The following is a 19,078-nucleotide window of genomic DNA, read 5'->3' on the forward strand; positions in this document are numbered from 1 at the left end:
AATAGTTCGCACGGAGGATGAAAAATGGCACGAGCCGCACTGACTCCACTTGGGGTCGCTGCACTTGCACTCCTTGTCGAGGCTCCCATGCACCCTTACGAGATGTACCAACTCCTGATGGCGCGCCACGAGGATCGCCTGGTCAAGGTGCGGCCGGGGACGCTCTACCACGCAGTGGGGCGCCTGGAAGATAGTGGCTTCGTGGAGGCGACTGGTATTGACCGCGCCGGCAACCGGCCCGAGCGCACAACCTACCGGATCACCGGAGCTGGCCGGGAGGCGTTGACCGAGCGCCTCCAGGGCATGCTGGCGGAACCCGTGAACGAATACCCGAGCTTCCCGCATGCGATAGCCGAGGCACACAACCTGCCCTCCGGCGTCGTGCTCGAACTCCTGGACCACCGGGTAGCGAACCTGCAAGACCAACTCGACTTCCTGCTTCGTGGTGAAGAAGCAGTCGCCGCCAAGGGCGTCGAGCCGAAGTTCTGGATCGATATCAAGTACCAACAGTCAATGCTGCGTACGGAAATCGACTGGATCCGCGGCTTCCAGGATGATCTCCGCAGCGGGCAGTTGCCATGGTAGCTGCCCCTCCAACGCACCATCTTGCAAGAAATTCAGCACAGTCAAAGGAATCCCATGGAAAACGTAACTAAACCGTGGCCGGCACTGTGGTCCCTCGTGGTCGGGTTCTTCATGATCCTGATCGACACCACCATCGTTTCCGTGGCAAACCCGCGGATCATGGAGGGCCTCCACACCGATATCAACGCCGTCATCTGGGTGACGAGCGCCTACCTCCTCGCATACGCGGTGCCGTTGCTGATCACCGGCAGGCTCGGTGACCGCTTCGGGCCCAAGAACCTGTACCTGATCGGCCTTGTCGTCTTCACCCTTGCTTCGCTGTGGTGCGGGCTTTCAGGCGACATCGGCACGCTGATCATGGCCAGGGTGGTTCAGGGCATCGGCGCAGCCATGATGACTCCTCAAACCATGGCCGTCATCACCCGGATCTTCCCGCCGGACCGCCGGGGCGCAGCCATGGGCCTCTGGGGAGCCACAGCCGGCATGGCAATCCTCGTGGGCCCGATCCTCGGCGGCGTGCTGGTTGACGGCCTCGGCTGGCAGTGGATCTTCTTCGTCAACGTTCCCATCGGCATCGTCGCGTTTGTCCTCGTGACCCGCCTGGTCCCGAAGCTGACCACGCACAGCCACAAGTTCGACGTCGTGGGTGTGCTGCTGTCCGCCGCCGGCATGTTCCTGCTGGTCTTCGGCATACAAGAGGGCCAGAGCTACAAGTGGGGCACTGTTACCGGAGCCATTACGGTGTGGGGCCTGATCATCACGGGCCTTGTTGTCCTGGCCGCGTTTGTCCTGTGGCAGTGGCTGCTTGAGCGACGCGGCGGCGAGCCCTTGCTGCCCCTGGGACTGTTCAAGGACCGCAACTTCTCGCTGGGCAACACCACCATCATGGCGGTGGGCTTCACCATCACTGCGTTCCCGCTCCCCACGATCTTCTACTACCAAGTGGTCCGCGGACTGACTCCCACGCAGTCAGCGTTGCTCATGATCCCCATGGCCGTGATCTCCGGTGCGCTGGCACCTTTCGTTGGCAAGCTGATCGACCGGATCAACCCGCGGTGGTTCGCCGCATTCGGCCTCGTCTGCCTGTCCGGGGCACTCTTCTGGACCTCGACGCTCTTGAAGCCGGACACCCCCATCTGGATGTTCCTGCTGCCCAGCGCCCTCCAGGGTGTGGCCAACGGTTTCATTTGGGGCCCGGTCTCCAACGCCACCACCCGCAACCTCCCGCCCCGCTCGGCGGGTGCCGGTTCCGGTGTCTTCAACACGACGCGCCAGATCGGTGCGGTACTGGGATCGGCCGCGATTGCCGCCCTGATCCAGTCCCGGCTCGCAGCCGAGCTGCCGGCGGCTCCTCCAGGCGCAGCCCCGGCCGGCGAGGGTGGATTCACCGGCAAGTTGCCTGAATTCCTGCATGACGGCTTCTCGACGGCGATGAGCCAGTCGGTCTTGCTGCCCGCCTTCGCGATTCTGCTGGGCGCAGTAGCAGCGTTGTTGTTCGGCAAACCTAAAGCCGTCCAGGGTTGGGGTTCCCCGGCGGGTGTTGCCGATGTCAAGCCTGAGACCGTTTCGCAGGACGGCAGCCAGGGCAGCCGTTAGCCCGCGCGAACTGGCAGAAGGTGCCCTTAAATGCGATTTTGGGGGCATCTTCTGCCAAATCGCGGCCGATCGAGAGCGTTAGCGAAGCAGCACGGAAGTCTGGATACCGCCGTCGACGAATCCCAGCCTTCGCGCCAAGGCCAGCGACCCCCGGTTGTCCAGCGCCGTTCGCCACTGCAGCGTCAGGCCGGAGGCGAGGGCCTCGTGGGCCGCGATCGAGGCGGCCAAAGTCCCCAGCCCTTGACGCCGCAATTCCGGCGGCACCAGGACTCCCATATCTGCGAGGATCCCCTGCCATTCGGCGTAGGCTCCGCAAGCCACGGGCTTGCGGCCCGGATCGTTGCCATCCATCACCGTGAAATGGTGCTCCATCCTTGAAAGGTGGACTTCATTGACGTCGTCCGGAGGGCATCTGCCCTCCAACTCGATCGCCTCGGGATGGCCGTGGGACACAGTGACTTCGCCGCCAGGTTGGAAGAGGGGAAGGTCGTCGGCGAAGAGCAACGCGGATGTTCCGAGGCCATGGCCCCCTTGCTCGCGGCTGAGTCCCAACAACGCGGAATGCTCGCTCAGCTGTTCGTCCGAGAGCTCGACGGCGGCAGCCGCCGCCCATGCCGGAGCCACCAGGGCGGAGCGGCCAAAGAGCCGCACGAAGGTGATGGATTCAGCGTTCTCGTCTTCCATGACCAACCGCTCCCCGGTGCGGGCCGCAGGCGAGCCAGGGACGAAACTGAAGGCTTCGTCGTTGAACCCTAAATGCCGGGCCCAGGCCAGCAGCACAATTTCGGCCGATCCCGCATCAAGTTCCATGACATCGAGTCTAGGCAGTTCCACGAAAGGAAAGGGCAAGCAGGCACCGCCTGCTTGCCCTTTCCGGATCCGGTCTAGCCGAACAGGACCGCGGCCTCGTCGTAGCGGTTCTGCGGAACGGTCTTGAGCTTGCCCAGGGCAGCTTCGAAACCCACGTGCTCGATGTCCGTGCCTTTCAGGGCCACCATGGTTCCCCAGCGCCCTTCCACCACGGAATCAATGGCTGCCATCCCCAAACGGGTGGCCAGAACGCGGTCAAACGCGGACGGGACGCCGCCGCGCTGGATGTGGCCCAGGATCGTGGCGCGGGTTTCGATCCCGGTCCGGGCTTCGATTTCCGGAGCTAGCTGGTCCGCGATGCCGCCCAGGCGGGGCCGGCCGAAAGTATCCAGTCCGCGCTCGGAGTGCGGGGAATCCATATGGTCGGGAACAAAGCCTTCGGCAACAACAATCAAGGGTGCGCGGCCACGATCGTGGGCCTCCTGGACCCACTCCGTGATCTGCTCGATGCTGACCTTCTGCTCGGGGATCAAAATAGCGTGAGCGCCTGCAGCCATGCCCGCGTGCAGGGCGATCCAGCCCACGTGGCGGCCCATGACCTCAGCGATCATGCAGCGGTGGTGCGATTCTCCGGTGGTGCGCAACCGGTCGATGGCCTCCGTGGCGATCTGGACAGCGGTATCGAACCCGAAGGTGTAGTCGGTGGCGTCGAGGTCGTTGTCCACAGTCTTGGGAACGCCAACGATTTTCAACCCGGCATCGGTGAGGCGCTTCGCGGCGGCCAGGGTGCCTTCGCCGCCGATGGCAATGATGGCGTCGATGCCGAGGCGGTCCATGTGGGCCTTGATGACATCCGGGCCGCCGCCGTTCTCGAACGGGTTGGTGCGGGACGTACCGAGGATTGTTCCACCCTGCTTGGCGATACCGCGGACCATGGTGCGGGGAATGTCGATGACGTCGCCCTCCACAACGCCTCGCCAACCGTCCCGGAAACCGACGAATTCCTGGCCGTGAATGGCAATTCCCTTGAGGACGGCGCCACGGATAACCGCGTTGAGTCCGGGGCAGTCGCCACCGCTGGTAAGGATTCCAATTTTCATGAGGGCTCAAATCCTGGCTAGGAGGTATACGTGTAGAGCGCCACGCTGAGCTCACAACGATTGTAGGCGGCAATGTGGGGTGGGACACAAACCATGACCAGCGCGGGGATGAGACTTTTGAAACAGTGTGGAAATCTCGCCCAAGAGCCGAGCTTAAGGACCGGGTAAACGACCAGCGCCCCGCCAGAGTGGCGGAGCGCTGGCGTGAACCCGGCTAGCCCAGTGAATCCTCTGGGCCGGGCTGGTCTATTTCTTGCCTTGCGAACGTTGGTTGAGGAAAGTTTCCAGCGCAATGACGCCGCTCTGGTTGGGAAGCAGCAGCCACGCCACTACGTAGATCACCACGGCGGGCCCGGGTAGAAGGCAGAAGAGAAGGTAGCCAACGCGTACGTAGGCCACGTCCACATTCAGTTTGGCGGCGATGCCGCCGCAAACCCCTCCGAGCCAACGCTGTGGACCGCGCTTCAGGCCGATGCCCCGTACGATGCTGAAGAACTTGTTCATGGCTAGAGCCTTCCCTGTTGTGGCCGCTTTGTCACGTGCTGGTTGCTACTGATGGTCGGTATCGGTGGCCCGGGAGCGGGAGCCGGAGCCGGACCCGTTGCCCTTTCGCGAGCGGGCCGACAAAAGGCCGCCGATCACGAGTGCCGCGCCGGCCCCGATCATGAGCCCGATTAGCACAAAGTTGCCGTTCAGGGCCACGAGGCCGAGCTTCGAAATGATGATCAAGGCTGCGAGTGCCAAGACGATCAATCCCCAGACCACGGTGCCAACCTTGGCGCCGGCAGTTTGCGCTACGGGCTCAGATGCTGACTGGCCGGTTTCAAATGCCCGCGTAGGTTCGTGCGCGCTCATGTCAGTTTCCTTCCTGGACGGTGACGTTACTGAAGGTGCCGTTGAGCTTGACGACCAGCTTGGCGCCGGGCTTGTCAGTGTTGAAGCTGTCCCGGGTACCGCCGTTGCTTTGGGTGACGGCGCTGCCGTCCTGCTTGAGGTTTGCGAAGGTCATGTCCGCTTGGACTTCCACCGGCACGTTCGCCGGGATGAGGAGTTTGATGTTGCTGGCGGTCACGTCCATCGGAACCACGACGTCGGAGCCCAGCGGTGCGCTCAGGTTTAGCTTGGTCAAGTCAACGGTCCCATTGGCTCCCGTAATGTCGAAGCCTTTGCGGGCATCGTCGATGCTCACGGGATTCCATTGACCATTCTGGAGACGGAAGTGGTCGGCATTGGGTGCGACGTTGAAGATGCCCCCGATCACCAGCGCCGCGATGGCAAGGACTCCGAGCAGTCCCGACGTGCGGCCGCGAAGCCCGGCAACCAGGATTCCGAGGCCGAGGACTCCGGCGCCCGTGGCCCAAACCACCGCGTTGGCGGCGTCGCCGAGGTGGATGACGTAGCCGGCGTCGAGCAGCTTGAGCGTTCCTCCGGCCAGCAGGGCCGCCCCCGCGGAGACGGCTACGATAGCCGCGCCCGGTCCCTGCCGCTTCGGCCGCTGGGGCCGGTTGGATCCGCCACCCGGCGGGTACGGCCCCGCAGGATTGAAGGGGCCAGAAGGAGTAGCGGGTCCGCCGGTCCCGTAGGTGCCAGCCCCGTACTGTCCGGTGTTGGGGGGCGCGGAATAACCAGCGCCCGACGGCGGCACCGTGCCCGACGGCGGCACCGTGCCCGACGCCGATACAGCGCCGTACCCGTGCATGCCGCTTTCATATGAGGTGCCCTGCGCTGCGCCGTAGCTGCCGCCCGGGGTGCCGACCCTGCCTGGGGTGCCCGGAGCAGGTGCATTGTGTTGGGTTCCCATGGCTCGTGCTCCGTTGCGGAATTTATTGCGCTGGACCAGGAAGTAGATCAGGTAGATGACGCCGCCTACCCAGAACAGCGTCCAGAAGAGCCCCGGAAGGCCGTTCCAACCCCATCCCCAGAATCCGCGGCCGAGGCCTGGCAATCCGATGATGGTGGTGATCAGGGCACCGGTCATGCCTGCAGACCACCGGCCTGCCCCCGCTTCCTGGGCGTGGATGCGGCCATCGGGTTCGGGTAGGAGGGCCCAGGCGATGCCGTAGAGCAGGATGCCGATGCCGGCGAAGACGGTCAGGACGATGAAGATGCCGCGGACGATCAAGGGATCGATGCCGAAGCGGTGGGCGATGCCGCTGGCCACGCCGCCCATCCATCGGTCCTGGCCGCGGCTGATGCCTCGGCTTCGGATCCAGGTGAAAAAGTTCTGTGGGGGTGCGGGCACTGCGTAGTACGGTGCGCCGAATCCACTACCACCGGCGCTGCCGGCGCTTGGCCGGACGGGTTCTTCCGGCGAGCCGGTTTCCCCGGCTTGCTTGGATTCCTCGGGTTGCCCGGGATCCGCTGGGTGTGCGGATTCCTCTGGATTCATGCTGTTCGGATTCATACTTCGATCTTGCCGTCCGGCGACCTTCCGTTCTATTAGGGGATACCCTGAACGTTCCCTGAGTGGCCCCCTGAGATGCCCTGCTTCCAGCGTCGAAGGCCTTGATCCGTGTTTGGATGGATTCATGACAATCGCCACCCAACGCCCGCCGCTGGTCCGCAGCAGCGACCGCATCATTGCGGGGGTGTGCATCGGCCTGGCCGACCACTTGGGCTGGCCCGTGAAGTACGTCCGGCTCGGGATGGTCCTCGCTTCGTTTGCCGGCGGTGCCGGCCTGGCTTTCTACGCTTGGCTTTGGGTTATGGTGCCTACGGCCGATGAGAGCGCCCGCCGCAATAGCCGCCGCCCGGCGTCGCCCATTGCTCCCGCGGTGAGCCTGCCTCCGTTCGCGGGCCCCGCGCCAGCCGCGGGGGCAGCGCCGGCGCCCAGTTGGACTCCGCCTGCGTGGGCTCAAGGAGTCCCCAACGGTGTCAACGTAAGGGCGCCCGACGTCGGCGCGCAGCCGCTGCCGCAGTCCAGCCCTGCTCCCGTATTCGCTTCCTGGTTCAGGGTTCGGCGCATCCAGTACGGGAAAGAGATCCTGCTGGGGGCAGGTCTCCTTCTCGTGGCTGCGATCCTCATCGCCCGGCAGTTCGGCGTCGAGGTCCCCCTCGGCACCCTGATCCCGGCTGCAGCCATTCTTGGTGGCGCGGCGATCGCGTGGATGCAACTGGATGAGACGCGCAGGGCCGGACTGGTGGACAAGACGAAGGCGGACCAAGCCGGCGGGTGGGTCCGCCTCGCTGCAGGACTCGCGCTGGTGGTTGCTGGAGTGTTGGTGATGGTGTCCGGTTCAGGCTCGTGGGAGCAGACCTGGCTCGCGCTGCTGGCTTCGATCGCGGTGTTGGGTGGCGTTGCCCTGGTGCTGCTGCCGTGGGGCCTGAAATTCTGGAAGGACCTTGAAACCGAGCGTGCAGGACGCGTGCGGGAGACCGAGCGGGCCGAGATCGCAGCCCATCTGCACGACTCGGTGCTGCAGACGCTTGCCTTGATCCAGCGTCGTGCCGGTTCCGAGCAAGACGTGATCCGCCTGGCACGTGCCCAGGAGCGTGAACTTCGCACGTGGCTGTACAGGGACTCGGCCAAGGACTCGGGACTCCTGGCAGAGCGGATTGCTGCAGCCGCAGCCGAGGTGGAGGACGCGCATGGGCACGCGGTGGACGTTGTCAGCGTAGGGGACGCGGCCATGACGGACAGGCACGAAGCCCTCGTTCTGGCGGCCCGGGAGGCCATGCACAATGCGGCCCGGCATGGCGGCGGAGCCGTGTCCGTCTATCTCGAGAGCTCGGACACGGGCAGCGAGGTTTTCGTCAGGGATCGAGGTCCGGGCTTTGACCCGGATGCCGTCCCGGAAGATCGGCTTGGCGTCAAAGAATCAATCATCGGCCGGATGAAACGTCACGGAGGTACCGCAGTCATCAGCAGCAGCTCAGAGGGCACCGAGGTCCGCCTGAAGCTGCCCGTCGAGTACGCCGACAAAGCAGAGAACCGAAACGGAGAGACCAGAACATGAACGGCCCTGCAGAACAATTTCGGCCAGAACAGTCACAGCGGACGGTCCGGGTAGTGATCGTGGACGATCATGCCATTTTCCGTTCCGGCCTCAAGGCCGATCTCGATTCCAGGATCGAGGTGGTGGGCGAAGCGGGAACCGTGGAGCAAGCCATCGCCGTCATTGCCGAGGCTCATCCGGAAGTGGTCCTGCTTGACGTTCACTTGCCCGGTGGCCTTGGCGGCGGCGGGCGGGAGGTCATTAGCGCGTCCGCCCCGTTGCGGGGGAGTACCAGTTTCCTGGCCCTGAGCGTGTCCGACGCCGCCGAGGACGTGGTTGCCGTCATCCGGGCCGGGGCACGCGGCTACGTTACCAAGACCATTTCCGGCCTGGAGATCTCCGACGCCGTGATCCGCGTGGCCGACGGCGACGCGGTCTTCTCGCCGCGGCTGGCAGGTTTTGTGTTGGATGCGTTCGGGACTTCACCTGCGGAGATCGCCGACGACGAACTGGACCGCCTCTCCGCCAGGGAACTGGAAGTCATGCGCCTCATCGCGCGAGGCTACAGCTACAAGGAGGTTGCCAAGGAACTGTTCATTTCGATCAAGACCGTGGAAACCCATGTCTCCGCGGTGCTGCGCAAGCTCCAGCTCTCCAGCCGCCACGAACTGACGAAATGGGCCGCCCAGCGCCGCCTCCTCTGACGCTCGCTCAAACCCAAACGCTCGCTCACCTGTGGTGCCTTAAACCCGGACGCTCGCTCACCTGTGGTGACTTAAACCCGAACGCTCGCTCACCTTTATCTCAAGGTGAGCGAGCGTTTGTGCAGGCGAAAGGCTACTTGGCCTGGCCGAGGAACTCCTGCAGGCGTCGAACGCCCTCGGCGAGGTCCTCGTCACCCAGGGCGTAGGACAAGCGCACGTAACCTGAGGGGCCGAAAGCCTCGCCCGGAACGACTGCGACTTCAACTTCGTCGAGGATCAGCGACGCAAGCTCCGCAGATGTTGATGGACGGACAGGACCATTCGACGTCGGGAATTCCTTACCCAGCAGCCCGCGGACGTCGGCGTACACGTAGAAGGCGCCAGCCGGCGTCGGGCATTCCACACCCTCGATCGCGTTCAGTCCAGCGACAATCGCCTTCCGGCGGCGGTCGAAGGCAATCTTCATCTCGTCGACGGCGGTCAGCGGACCGGAGACTGCGGCCAGGGCCGCGATCTGCATGATGTTTGAAACGTTCGACGTCGAGTGCGACTGGAGGTTTGTGGCGGCCTTGATGACATCGGCCGGGCCGATCATCCATCCGACGCGCCATCCGGTCATCGCATAAGTCTTGGCCACACCGTTGAGGATTACCACCTTGTCGCCGAGCTCGGGGGCGGCGGTGGCAATCGAGGTGAAGGGCACGCCGTCGTAGGTCAGGTGCTCATAGATTTCGTCGGTGACGACCCAGAGGCCCTTGGCCGCCGCCCATTTTCCGATCTCTGCCACCTGTTCGGCGCTGTAGACGGCACCGGTGGGGTTGGACGGGGAGACGAAAAGCAGGATCTTCGTCTTGTCCGTGACCGCGGCCTCAAGCTGCTCCACGGTGACGAGGTAACCCTGCTCCGGGCCGGCGAAGACCTCAACAGGCACGCCTCCGGCCAAGCGGATTGCCTCCGGGTAGGTAGTCCAGAAAGGCGTGGGGATGATGACCTCGTCGCCCGGGTCAACAAGTGTGGCGAAGGTGTTGTAGACAGCCTGCTTGCCGCCATTGGTGACCATCACCTGGGAAGCGTCGACTTTGTAGCCGGAATCACGGAACGTCTTTTCCGCAATGGCCTGCTTCAGTTCCGGCAGACCAGCTGCGGGGGAGTAGCGGTGGTACTTCGGTTGGGCGGCGGCTTCGACGGCGGCCTTCACGATGTAGTCGGGTGTCGGGAAGTCAGGCTCCCCGGCGCCGAAGCCAATCACGGGACGACCCGCTGCCTTGAGCGCCTTGGCCTTGGCGTCAACGGCAAGGGTGGCGGATTCGGCGATGGCGGAAATTCGCTGTGAAATGCGGGCGGCAGGTATTCCGGCAGACATTAAAACACCGTTCTTCGCTGGCAGCTCATGAGCTGGATGGTGGGATTCGACGGAATCTACTTTATGCTGTTCTGCGGAGCTATCAGGCTAACAGCGGGAAAGTGACAGTTAAGGCTGATCACACGAGCGGGACGGCCTGAACACTCCGGAAATGACCCGGTTCGACTATCGCGACGTTGTTGCGTAGACTGGTTCACCGGTGTTGAAAAACATCACAATGGTTCGCGCCCCAGACTGGGTCCGGAATCTCCTGCTCCCAGGGGGTCCTAGGCTTCGATGGACTGCGGCCAAATATGGATTCGTTCCATAGGGTAGTGGCGCAATTGGTAGCGCAGCGGTCTCCAAAACCGCAGGTTGCAGGTTCGAGTCCTGTCTGCCCTGCGCAGGCTGTTCCGGGGTTCTCCTTGGAACAAGCGCAGCAACCATGGCTCTGATCAGAGTCGGGTCAACGACGTTTGCATAGAATGAGTGAGGATCAGGTGACCGAAACAGCTGCGAGCAGCTCGAAGGGCCGCCCTGCCAAGAAGTCCGATTCCGGCCTCTTCGCTCGAATTGCACTTTTTGTCCGCCAGGTAATTGGTGAGCTCAAGAAGGTCGTTGCCCCCACCCGTAAGGAACTGGTCAACTACACGCTCGTGGTGCTGGTGTTCGTGGCCATCATGATGCTTGTCGTCACCATCCTGGACCTGGCTTTCGGTACGGGAATCAAATGGGTTTTCGGCGCTACTGGCACCACGAACCACTAGGCGGATCAGTCCGTAAACCACGTGGAATTCCCGGAAAATCAGGGGATTTCACAGGGTTTGCGGAATTGAGCCATTTAAATAGGCATGTTAGGCAATGAGGAAGCAGGAGACCAAGTGTCTGAGCAGGAGCTCGAGGTAACTGAGACTGAGCTGGATGGGCCGGCTGAAAGTACGGACCACGCCGCGGCTGACGCCACGGAAGGGTCCGAGGTCGATTCTGCTGCGCCCGAAACTGCCGACGTCGACGACGCCGACCAGGATGAGTCCGACGCCGACGAGTCTTCCGACGACGCCGACCAGGATGAGTCCGACGCCGACGCCGACGAGTCTTCCGACGACGCCGACGCCCTGGCCGCCGCTGCAGCTGTAGCGCCCGCCGACCCCGCTGACGAGTTCAAGGCCAAGCTTCGCCGCCAGGAAGGTGACTGGTACGTCATCCACTCCTACGCCGGCTACGAAAACCGCGTCAAGGCCAACCTTGAGACCCGCATCCAGACCCTGGACATGGAAGATTACATCTTCGAAATCCAGGTGCCCATGGAGGAAGTGGTCGAGATCAAGAACGCCCAGCGTAAGATCATCAACCGCGTGCGCATTCCGGGTTACGTCCTCGTCCGCATGGACCTGACTGACGCATCCTGGGGCGCCGTTCGCCACACCCCGGGGGTCACCGGCTTCGTGGGTAACGCCCACAACCCCGTCCCTCTTCGCCTCGACGAGGTCTTCTCCATGCTGGCTCCGGTCTTCGAAGAGCAGCAGGCCGAGAAGGGCAAGCCGGTCAACAAGCAGCACCAGACCCCGGTGGACATCGACTTCGAGGTCGGAGAGTCGGTCATCGTCAAGGAAGGTCCGTTCGAGACCCTTCCCGCAACGATCTCCGAGATCAAGATGGATTCCCAGACGCTTGTGGTTCTGGTGTCGATCTTCGAACGCGAAACCCCGGTTACGCTCGCATTCAACCAGGTCTCCAAGATCTAGTTGATCCCAGAATTTCGCCCCGTGGTTGCCGGCTTAGCAGCCACGGAGCGGTCGGTCGCCTTGCCATGGCGGCCACAAACCTGAGGCACGCTCCTGTGTCCTAGGAAGTTATTGAGAGAAGGACCTACATTGGCTCCCAAGAAGAAGGTCACCGGCCTCATCAAGCTGCAGATCCAGGCAGGTGCCGCCAACCCGGCCCCGCCAATCGGTCCTGCGCTTGGCCAGCACGGTGTCAACATCATGGAATTCTGCAAGGCGTACAACGCTGCGACGGAAGCCCAGCGCGGAAACGTTATCCCGGTTGAAATCACGGTCTACGAAGACCGCTCCTTCACCTTCATCACCAAGACCCCGCCGGCTGCAGAGCTCATCAAGAAAGCTGCAGGGGTTGCCAAGGGTTCGGCCACGCCGCACACCGTCAAGGTTGCCAAGCTGACCCAGGCACAGGTTAACGAGATCGCCACCACCAAGATGGAAGACCTCAACGCCACCAGCCTTGAGGGTGCTGCCAAGATCATCGCCGGCACCGCACGCTCCATGGGCATCACCGTCGAATAGTCGAGGAATGAACGGACGGTGAGGGCTGAGGAACGAAGCACTCGCCGGAAGTGAGTCCCGCGGATTTTCGACAAATAGATACCGTCGAAGGCCGATACCAGCCTTCAACCGCCGGAAACCGGCACCATTGAAATATTGAAAATGTTGGAGATCCACGCCGGATTTCCAACTGTGGCAGGGCCCAGCGCGGTCCGCAGACCACAACTGCACAAGGAGAATAAGCAGCATGGCAAAGCGCAGCAAAGCATATGAGGCAGCCGTAGCCAAGATCGAGGCAGACAAGTTCTACGCCCCGTTCGAAGCCATCAAGCTCGCCAAGGACACCAACCCGTCCAAGTTCGACGCCACCGTTGAGGTTGCTTTCCGTTTGGGCGTTGACCCGCGTAAGGCCGACCAGATGGTCCGCGGCACCGTCAACCTGCCGCACGGCACGGGTAAGACTGCCCGCGTCCTGGTTTTCGCAACGGGCGACAAGGCCGAAGCAGCAATCGCTGCAGGCGCCGACTTCGTTGGTTCCGATGACCTGATCGAAAAGATCGCAGCAGGCTGGACCGACTTCGACGCCGCAGTGGCAACCCCTGACCTCATGGGCAAGGTTGGCCGCCTCGGTAAGGTCCTCGGCCCGCGTAACCTCATGCCGAACCCGAAGACCGGTACCGTGACCGCAGACGTCACCAAGGCTGTCAACGACATCAAGGGTGGCAAGATCGACTTCCGCGTCGACAAGCACTCGAACCTGCACTTCATCATCGGCAAGGTTTCCTTCGACGAGCTGAAGCTGGCCGAGAACTACGCAGCCGCTCTGGAAGAGGTGCTTCGCCTGAAGCCGTCCGCTTCCAAGGGCCGCTACATCCAGAAGGCTACAGTCGCCACCACGTTCGGCCCGGGCATCTCCGTTGACCCGAACGTCACCAAGGTTCTCACCGAGGCGTAAGCCACAGGGAGCATCGACTCTGAAAGGACCGTCCGGCAATCGCCGGGCGGTCCTTTCGTTTGTCCGCTTGGGGAGCTGCCTTCGCGGCATGGTGAAGCGTACGACGGCGGCCGGCGCCTCCCGGCGTCAGGCACCTATCGCGGCTGGCGGCCGCTGATTAGGCTGAGGACATGACAGGCCAGCCCCCGGACTTCAGCATCCATGAGTTCCATCTGCCGGAGTCCTTGGAAAGGCGGGATGGCGAGGAGTTCCGGGAACTCTCGTCCGCGATGGACGCAATGGTGATGGAAACTTGGGGAAACTTGGAAAGGGCATCGTCGGCGCCGGTCTGGCTTGCTGGATGGCGCGACACCCCCTACGAGGTATCCAGGAACTTTCTTGCGCGGGTTGACGGAGGCATCGTTGGCTACGCTTCCTGCCACGTTCCGGTCAGAGACAACGTCGGCACCGCGTGGCTGCATGTAGATGTCCTGCAGAGATACCGCCGGCTTGGAATCGGAACCGCATTGCTCCGCACCGTGGAGGAGGTCGCGAAGGCAGAGGGAAGGCATGTCCTGCAGGCGCACACCGAACACCCCGTCGGCTTCGGAGGGGCCGGGCCCCTTGCCCCGGCCACGGGAGTTCCCGGAGATGGTCCGGGCATCGCCTTCTGCCTCAAGAACGGATACAGCCTGGAACAGACAAGCAGGTTCAACAGACTGGAAATGGACCATAACGCGGAGTGGGTGAACCTTGAGTTCACGGCGCATTCCAAAGCGGATGCCGCATACAGGGTCCTCGGTTGGACGAACCGTTGCCCCGGCGAATACGTGGAGCAGATGGCGGTTCTCATGGGCCGCATGAGCACGGATACTCCCGCGGGAGGCCTTGAGATTGAGGCAGAGGCTTGGGACGCGGCACGCGTCAGGCAACTTGAGGACACTACCCTCGCCGAGGGCCAGACCGCGCTTGTGGCAGCTGCGCAACATCGCCCAACGGGGGAACTCGCCGCTTACACCGTGATTTACCTCGATCCTGCGAAGCCGTGGATGGCTGATCAGGACGACACCTTGGTGGCAAGCCCGCACCGAGGCCACGGACTGGGGATGCTCGTGAAATTGGTGAACCTGAGGCGGCTGCAATCAGAATATCCGGCTGTCCAACGCGTCATGACTTTTAACGCCGAGGAAAACGAACATATGCTGGCCATCAACGTACAGCTCGGCTTCCGACCGGTGGGATACGACGGCGAATGGCAAAAGAGGACCAAATGACGAGCACGGTGGAGATCGGCCAACTCTGGATTCCGGATTCCCTTGACGCCGATGACGCGAAGGATTTCCTCGCCGCCGTGGAAGTCAGCCGCAAAGTCCGGATGCAGATCTGGGGGAGCGACGACCTCGCCTACACGCCCTTGGAGAAACTGCTCGAACTGGCAGATCCTTACGAACGCCAAGTCATTCTTGTGGCCCGTGTCGACGGCCGCATCGTCGGCACGGTCGACATCGCGCTCCCGCTTGCCGACAACATGGACCTGGCGGAATTCACCCTCGATATCCTCCCGGAGTTCCAACGCAGGGGGGTAGGGCGGCAGCTTCTTGAGGCCGCCGAACATTTCGCCAAGAGCGAGGGCAGGACGATGATCATGGTGGACACCAACCACCCCGCCGCGTCCTTGCGCGGGGGTGTCGATGAACAATTGGTGCCTGGCAGCGGCCTCGGGTTCGTCCCACTGGCCAGCCGGGAGGTCGACTTCGCCCGGCGTACCGGCTACACACTCCAGCACATCGAACAATTCAGTTCCTGCGCCCTCCCGCTGGACTCGAAGCTCGTCGCCGAGCTCGAGGCCGAAGCAGCGGATGCGAATGCAGGCCGGTACCGCGTCCACCACTGGACGGACCGTTGCCCGGAGCAATGGCTCGAGGCCGTGGCCGCGCTGGAGAACGCTGCCGGCGAAGTTGTGTCGGAGGGCGGCGACACCGCTGAGGCTGAGCAGCAGCAGTTAGTGTTCGACGCCGGTGTCCTGCGTCAGGCGGAAGACGCCGCGATCGCGCAGGGGCGCCGAACGGTGGTCACCGCCGTCGAGCACGTCGCCAGCCGGCGCATCGTTGGACTCACTACTATTGGCGTCCTGGCGCAACGTCAGGATGTCGTCTTCCAAGACGACACGATCGTCCTGCAGGAGCACCGGGGAAACAAGCTCGGACTCCTCATCAAGGTCGCCAACATGCAGCGCCTCAGCGAGCAGTTCCCGGACGCTCGGGTGATCTACACCTGGAATGCCCCGGAAAATCGGTACCTGCTGACAGTGAACAAGCAATTGGGATTTACCACGGCAGGAGTCACGGGGCTTTGGCAAAAGGAGCTGCCGGACATGGGACCGAAGGTTACCTCCTCCGAGTGAGCCGGCGTGATTTGGTGATGCACTTGCCCGTCCCGTAAGCTTGAACTACCAAAGACCGTCGGTTGATGGGAATCCACTCCTCTGTGCGCAGCTCAACACTGCAGCTACGCGCGGAAGAATCAAGTGGGTTCCCTGACGAAGGACCCTGACAAAGGGCGGCCGGCGCAGGTGAACGAAGCAAGTCTCCACGGTCATGTGATCGCGTCGAGCCAAGCCCCGTGCATCTGCGCGGGGCGTTTTTTAGTTGCAGCTCTTTTGAGCGGGGACCCGGAAGACCGGCTTTATTCCCCGGAAGGAGGGTTATGGCAACGCCAAGCAAGATCTCTGCAGTAGCTGAGATCACGAACGATTTCAAGGAATCGAACGCCGCTGTCCTGACCGAATACCGCGGGCTCTCTGTCGCACAGCTCAAGGAGCTGCGTGTTTCTCTCGGCCTGGACACCAAGTTCTCGGTCGTCAAGAACACCCTGACCGCCATTGCAGCCAAGGAAGCTGGTGTCGAAGCATTCGACGGTCAGCTCGCCGGCCCCACTGCGATTGCATTCATCAAGGGTGACGCGGTTGCTGCCGCCAAGAGCCTGACGGACTTTGCCAAGGTCAACAAGCAGCTGGTCATCAAGACCGGTTACTTTGAAGGCAAGGCACTGAACGCAGCAGAGGTTGCCGCTCTGGCAGCCCTCGAGTCCCGTGAGCTGCAGCTCGCCAAGGTTGCAGGCATCCTCAAGGCACCTGCTGCCGCTGCTGTACGCATCATTGACGCTCTGCGCCTCAAGCTTGAAGAAGAGGGCGGCGCTGTAGCACCGGCCGCTGAAGAAGCACCGGCTGCCGAAGAGGCTCCCGCCGAGGCTGCTGCAGAAGAGGCTGCCGCTCCGGCTGAAGCCGCTGAAGCAGCAACTGAAGAGAACTAAGTTCTCCCCCAATCAAACTGCGGTGCGGTAACGGACGATGTCCGTGGCAGCACCACCTAAAGGAAGGACGCCAACATGGCGAAGCTCAGCAACGAAGAGCTCATTGAAGCTTTCAAGGAACTGACCATCATCGAGCTCTCCGAGTTCGTCAAGCTCTTCGAAGAGACCTTCGAAGTTACTGCTGCTGCTGTTGCAGTTGCAGGCCCGGCTGCGGGCGGCGCTGGCGAAGAAGCTGAAGAGCAGACCGAATTTGATGTCATCCTCGAAGCTGCCGGCGAAAAGAAGATCGCAGTGATCAAGGAAGTCCGCGCCATCACCTCCCTCGGCCTCAAGGAAGCCAAGGACCTGGTTGACGGTGCACCGAAGGCTGTCCTCGAAGGCGCCACCAAGGAAGCTGCAGAGAAGGCCAAGGATCAGCTCGAAGCTGCAGGCGCCAGGGTTACTGTCAAGTAACTCGCCTCTTCGGGTAATTCGCTTTACCCAGGAAGCCCCGTCCGGATTCGTCCGGGCGGGGCTTCCTGCATTTAACCCCCAACTGGCTCGCAGTTGTTGTCGTTATGACGGCTTACAACGACGTCTAGTGCCAGTCAGATGGGGTCGCTGATGTCGGCCACCACGGCCTGTAACGCGGCAGCCAGTTCGTCGGCTTTCACGAAAGCGCTGAATCCGTGTTCGCCTGCACCCATGGATACCCGTCGTCCCGCGATGCTGGCGTCAGCATAGACCGGCCAAGGCTTTGAGCTTCCCAACGGAGTGATGGTGCCGCGCTCATAGCCGGTGGCCTCGAAGGCTATATCGGCGGAGGGCATGGACAGCTTGTTGACGCCGAGGAGTGCGCGCAGTTTTGGCCAGGAGATCTGCCGGTCACCAGGAACCAGCGCGAACAGGAAAGTGCCGTCCCGGTGTTTGACTACAAGAGACTTCACAATGTCCGACGGCGTGATCCCCATGATGCGGGCCGCTTCCTCAAGACTTCCGGCCGCCGCCCGTTCCACGAGCTGGACCTCCAGTCCGCGGGCGGCCGCGTCGGCCAGGAATCGCTCAGTGCCCCGCATTCATGCCCCATTTCTCAAGTGGCCGCTCCCGCTGCCGAATCCTAGTCGCGGTAAAGGAGCAGTGCTTCGCCTTGACCGCCACCGCCACACAAGGCGACTGCCGCCTTGCCCTTGCCGCGGCGCTTCAGCTCGTGGGCCGCATGCAGCGCAAGCCGGGCCCCGGAGGCCCCGATCGGATGTCCAATAGCGATTGCCCCGCCATGGATATTGCACTTTTCCAAGGGATAGTCCAAGTCCTTCAACGACTGCACCGCAACCGAGCCGAACGCTTCGTTGATCTCGATGAAGTCCAGGTCGGCAGTTGTCCATCCGGCGCGGTCCAAAGCCTGCCGGATGGCGTTGGATGGCTGTGAATGCAGGCTGTTGTCAGGTCCGGCCACTTGCCCGGGCTTGCCGAGGACTGCAAGATACTCGAGGCCGTTCTCCTCGGCAAAGCGGCGGCTCGTGAGCACCAGTGCGGAGGCGCCGTCGGACAGGGGAGACGAGTTGCCCGCCGTGATGGTTCCGTCGGTGGCGAAGGCGCCCTTCAAGGGGGCCAATGTCTCGAGAGTGGTCTGGGGGCGGACGCCTTCGTCTCTTGTCAACACCAGGGGTTCGCCCTTGCGCTGTTTGATGCTGATGGGTGTGATCTCGCCGTCGAACACTCCCTGCTCTGCGGCCGCGGCGGCACGCTGGTGCGAAGCAGCGGCCACTTCATCCTGGGAGCGGCGGTCGATGCCCAACGAGAGGTTCTTGATCTCGGTGGACAGGCCCATCGACTGGCCATCAAAGGCGTCCGTGAGACCGTCATGTGCCGCAACGTCGAGAGCCTGGATTGCCCCGTAGCTCCACCCTTGCCGTGAGCCTGGCAGCAAATGGGGAGCGCGGCTCATCGATTCCTGACCGCCGGCAACCACAACGGTGGCATCGCCGCTGCGGATCATTCGCGCGGCATCGATCACGGCCGTCAGTCCGGAAAGACAGACCTTGTTGATGGTGACGGCCGGGATATTCCATCCGATGCCGGCGGCTATGGCACTCTGCCGGGCAGGATTTTGGCCGGCTCCCGCTTGCAGGACCTGTCCCATGATCACCGCGTCCACTTTGTCCGCGGTGAGTCCGCTCGCTGCGATGGCGCCTGAAATGGCGTGCGCACCGAGCTCGACGGCGGTGAGTCCAGCCAGTTGACCGTTCAACCTGCCCTGTGGGGTACGGGTGGCAGAAAGGATGACGACGTCGTTGTTGTCCCTTTTGTCTGAAGGGGTGCTCATTTTCTCTCTTCCGATCAAGGGTGGTGAGCCTAGGCTACCGTGGCGCCCATCACCTCTCCATTCAACGATGGAGCCCCGTACAACATTCCGTCGGCGGCGGCCGCATAGGTGCCTGCAGCAACTGTGCTTGCATTCAGGCGAAATGTGGGGTAGACAGGTGGGTTGATTTGCCG

The 19,078-nt window shown here is 62.7% G+C and carries 20 protein-coding genes and 1 tRNA gene; 13 read left to right on the plus strand and 8 right to left on the minus strand.

What is annotated here, in order from left to right; translation table 11 throughout:
• Positions 1-24: 24 nt before the first annotated feature.
• Together OOZ51_RS09885 and OOZ51_RS09890 are read left to right on the plus strand one after the other, a co-directional pair.
• The gene (locus tag OOZ51_RS09885; protein ID WP_265979270.1) at positions 25-585 is read left to right on the plus strand and encodes a PadR family transcriptional regulator; all 561 of its coding nucleotides are present in this window, start codon (positions 25-27) and stop codon (positions 583-585) included.
• A 54-nt stretch (positions 586-639) separates the two neighbouring features.
• The gene (locus OOZ51_RS09890; protein WP_265979271.1) at positions 640-2,181 is read left to right on the plus strand and encodes a DHA2 family efflux MFS transporter permease subunit; all 1,542 of its coding nucleotides are present in this window, start codon (positions 640-642) and stop codon (positions 2,179-2,181) included.
• Positions 2,182-2,259: 78 nt separating this feature from the next.
• On the opposite strand, the gene OOZ51_RS09895 is transcribed toward OOZ51_RS09890, so the two are convergent.
• From OOZ51_RS09895 to OOZ51_RS09915, 5 genes are all read right to left on the minus strand, one after another.
• Positions 2,260-2,991, minus strand: coding sequence for a GNAT family N-acetyltransferase (locus OOZ51_RS09895; protein ID WP_265979273.1), 732 nt, complete (start codon positions 2,989-2,991; stop codon positions 2,260-2,262).
• Positions 2,992-3,065: 74 nt separating this feature from the next.
• Entirely contained in the window at positions 3,066-4,091 is a 1,026-nt protein-coding gene (locus OOZ51_RS09900) for an ATP-dependent 6-phosphofructokinase (RefSeq protein WP_265979275.1), read from the minus strand.
• Positions 4,092-4,337: 246 nt separating this feature from the next.
• Positions 4,338-4,595: a PspC domain-containing protein gene (locus OOZ51_RS09905; protein WP_265979277.1), complete on the minus strand. Its 258-nt coding sequence runs from the start codon at positions 4,593-4,595 to the stop codon at positions 4,338-4,340.
• Positions 4,596-4,640: 45 nt separating this feature from the next.
• Positions 4,641-4,946 carry a hypothetical protein gene (locus OOZ51_RS09910; protein WP_265979279.1) on the minus strand — a complete coding sequence of 102 codons (306 nt, stop codon included), beginning with the start codon at positions 4,944-4,946 and terminating at the stop codon, positions 4,641-4,643.
• A gap of 1 nt (position 4,947) precedes the next feature.
• Positions 4,948-6,495: a PspC domain-containing protein gene (locus OOZ51_RS09915; RefSeq protein ID WP_265979281.1), complete on the minus strand. Its 1,548-nt coding sequence runs from the start codon at positions 6,493-6,495 to the stop codon at positions 4,948-4,950.
• A 124-nt stretch (positions 6,496-6,619) separates the two neighbouring features.
• Here OOZ51_RS09915 and OOZ51_RS09920 point away from each other — a divergent pair, with 124 nt between their 5' ends.
• Positions 6,620-8,047 (plus strand): ATP-binding protein, encoded by a 1,428-nt coding sequence (locus OOZ51_RS09920; protein WP_265979283.1) that lies wholly within the window; start codon positions 6,620-6,622, stop codon positions 8,045-8,047.
• A complete protein-coding gene (locus OOZ51_RS09925; protein WP_265979284.1) occupies positions 8,044-8,730 on the plus strand; it encodes a LuxR C-terminal-related transcriptional regulator in 687 nt (228 codons plus the stop codon). Before OOZ51_RS09920 ends, OOZ51_RS09925 begins: the two co-directional genes overlap by 4 nt.
• Before the next feature lie 133 nt (positions 8,731-8,863).
• On the opposite strand, the gene OOZ51_RS09930 is transcribed toward OOZ51_RS09925, so the two are convergent.
• Positions 8,864-10,093 carry a pyridoxal phosphate-dependent aminotransferase gene (locus OOZ51_RS09930; RefSeq protein WP_265979285.1) on the minus strand — a complete coding sequence of 410 codons (1,230 nt, stop codon included), beginning with the start codon at positions 10,091-10,093 and terminating at the stop codon, positions 8,864-8,866.
• 308 nt (positions 10,094-10,401) lie between these two features.
• Between OOZ51_RS09930 and OOZ51_RS09935 the strand changes: the two genes are divergently transcribed.
• The 9 genes from OOZ51_RS09935 to rplL all read left to right on the plus strand — a co-directional run bounded on the left by OOZ51_RS09935 (position 10,402) and on the right by rplL (position 17,053).
• Positions 10,402-10,474: transfer RNA gene (locus tag OOZ51_RS09935), tRNA-Trp, on the plus strand.
• Between the two features lie 83 nt (positions 10,475-10,557).
• Positions 10,558-10,839, plus strand: coding sequence for a preprotein translocase subunit SecE (gene secE, locus OOZ51_RS09940; RefSeq protein ID WP_265979286.1), 282 nt, complete (start codon positions 10,558-10,560; stop codon positions 10,837-10,839).
• 114 nt (positions 10,840-10,953) lie between these two features.
• A complete protein-coding gene (gene nusG, locus OOZ51_RS09945) occupies positions 10,954-11,817 on the plus strand; it encodes a transcription termination/antitermination protein NusG (protein ID WP_265979287.1) in 864 nt (287 codons plus the stop codon).
• 129 nt (positions 11,818-11,946) lie between these two features.
• Entirely contained in the window at positions 11,947-12,375 is a 429-nt protein-coding gene (gene rplK / locus OOZ51_RS09950) for a 50S ribosomal protein L11 (RefSeq protein WP_028265119.1), read from the plus strand.
• A gap of 226 nt (positions 12,376-12,601) precedes the next feature.
• Entirely contained in the window at positions 12,602-13,309 is a 708-nt protein-coding gene (gene rplA / locus OOZ51_RS09955; RefSeq protein ID WP_234749040.1) for a 50S ribosomal protein L1, read from the plus strand.
• Between the two features lie 170 nt (positions 13,310-13,479).
• Positions 13,480-14,562, plus strand: a complete 1,083-nt coding sequence (locus tag OOZ51_RS09960) for a GNAT family N-acetyltransferase (protein WP_265979289.1) — start codon at positions 13,480-13,482, stop codon at positions 14,560-14,562.
• Positions 14,541-15,692, plus strand: a complete 1,152-nt coding sequence (locus OOZ51_RS09965) for a GNAT family N-acetyltransferase (RefSeq protein ID WP_416346369.1) — start codon at positions 14,541-14,543, stop codon at positions 15,690-15,692. The genes OOZ51_RS09960 and OOZ51_RS09965 overlap by 22 nt, the downstream gene beginning before the upstream one ends.
• A 302-nt stretch (positions 15,693-15,994) precedes the next feature.
• Entirely contained in the window at positions 15,995-16,600 is a 606-nt protein-coding gene (gene rplJ, locus OOZ51_RS09970) for a 50S ribosomal protein L10 (protein WP_265979291.1), read from the plus strand.
• Positions 16,601-16,675: 75 nt separating this feature from the next.
• Positions 16,676-17,053, plus strand: coding sequence for a 50S ribosomal protein L7/L12 (rplL, locus tag OOZ51_RS09975; RefSeq protein WP_265979292.1), 378 nt, complete (start codon positions 16,676-16,678; stop codon positions 17,051-17,053).
• 134 nt (positions 17,054-17,187) lie between these two features.
• Here the strand turns inward: rplL and OOZ51_RS09980 are convergent, their stop codons facing one another.
• The gene (locus OOZ51_RS09980; protein WP_265979294.1) at positions 17,188-17,655 is read right to left on the minus strand and encodes an aminoacyl-tRNA deacylase; all 468 of its coding nucleotides are present in this window, start codon (positions 17,653-17,655) and stop codon (positions 17,188-17,190) included.
• 41 nt (positions 17,656-17,696) lie between these two features.
• A complete protein-coding gene (locus OOZ51_RS09985) occupies positions 17,697-18,905 on the minus strand; it encodes an acetyl-CoA C-acetyltransferase (RefSeq protein ID WP_265979295.1) in 1,209 nt (402 codons plus the stop codon).
• Positions 18,906-19,078 lie beyond the last annotated feature (173 nt).

It is taken from the genome of Arthrobacter rhizophilus, assembly GCF_026241105.1.
Taxonomy (GTDB): Bacteria; Actinomycetota; Actinomycetes; order Actinomycetales; family Micrococcaceae; genus Arthrobacter.

Coding starts and splice junctions, on each gene's coding strand:
- OOZ51_RS09885 (WP_265979270.1), top strand. CDS start 25: ATGGCACGAGCCGCACTGACTCCACTTGGGGTCGCTGCACTTGCACTC.
- OOZ51_RS09890 (WP_265979271.1), top strand. CDS start 640: ATGGAAAACGTAACTAAACCGTGGCCGGCACTGTGGTCCCTCGTGGTC.
- OOZ51_RS09895 (WP_265979273.1), bottom strand. CDS start 2,991: ATGGAACTTGATGCGGGATCGGCCGAAATTGTGCTGCTGGCCTGGGCC.
- OOZ51_RS09900 (WP_265979275.1), bottom strand. CDS start 4,091: ATGAAAATTGGAATCCTTACCAGCGGTGGCGACTGCCCCGGACTCAAC.
- OOZ51_RS09905 (WP_265979277.1), bottom strand. CDS start 4,595: ATGAACAAGTTCTTCAGCATCGTACGGGGCATCGGCCTGAAGCGCGGT.
- OOZ51_RS09910 (WP_265979279.1), bottom strand. CDS start 4,946: ATGAGCGCGCACGAACCTACGCGGGCATTTGAAACCGGCCAGTCAGCA.
- OOZ51_RS09915 (WP_265979281.1), bottom strand. CDS start 6,495: ATGAATCCGAACAGCATGAATCCAGAGGAATCCGCACACCCAGCGGAT.
- OOZ51_RS09920 (WP_265979283.1), top strand. CDS start 6,620: ATGACAATCGCCACCCAACGCCCGCCGCTGGTCCGCAGCAGCGACCGC.
- OOZ51_RS09925 (WP_265979284.1), top strand. CDS start 8,044: ATGAACGGCCCTGCAGAACAATTTCGGCCAGAACAGTCACAGCGGACG.
- OOZ51_RS09930 (WP_265979285.1), bottom strand. CDS start 10,093: ATGTCTGCCGGAATACCTGCCGCCCGCATTTCACAGCGAATTTCCGCC.
- secE (WP_265979286.1), top strand. CDS start 10,558: ATGAGTGAGGATCAGGTGACCGAAACAGCTGCGAGCAGCTCGAAGGGC.
- rplA (WP_234749040.1), top strand. CDS start 12,602: ATGGCAAAGCGCAGCAAAGCATATGAGGCAGCCGTAGCCAAGATCGAG.
- OOZ51_RS09960 (WP_265979289.1), top strand. CDS start 13,480: ATGACAGGCCAGCCCCCGGACTTCAGCATCCATGAGTTCCATCTGCCG.
- OOZ51_RS09965 (WP_416346369.1), top strand. CDS start 14,541: ATGGCAAAAGAGGACCAAATGACGAGCACGGTGGAGATCGGCCAACTC.
- rplJ (WP_265979291.1), top strand. CDS start 15,995: ATGGCAACGCCAAGCAAGATCTCTGCAGTAGCTGAGATCACGAACGAT.
- rplL (WP_265979292.1), top strand. CDS start 16,676: ATGGCGAAGCTCAGCAACGAAGAGCTCATTGAAGCTTTCAAGGAACTG.
- OOZ51_RS09980 (WP_265979294.1), bottom strand. CDS start 17,655: ATGCGGGGCACTGAGCGATTCCTGGCCGACGCGGCCGCCCGCGGACTG.
- OOZ51_RS09985 (WP_265979295.1), bottom strand. CDS start 18,905: ATGAGCACCCCTTCAGACAAAAGGGACAACAACGACGTCGTCATCCTT.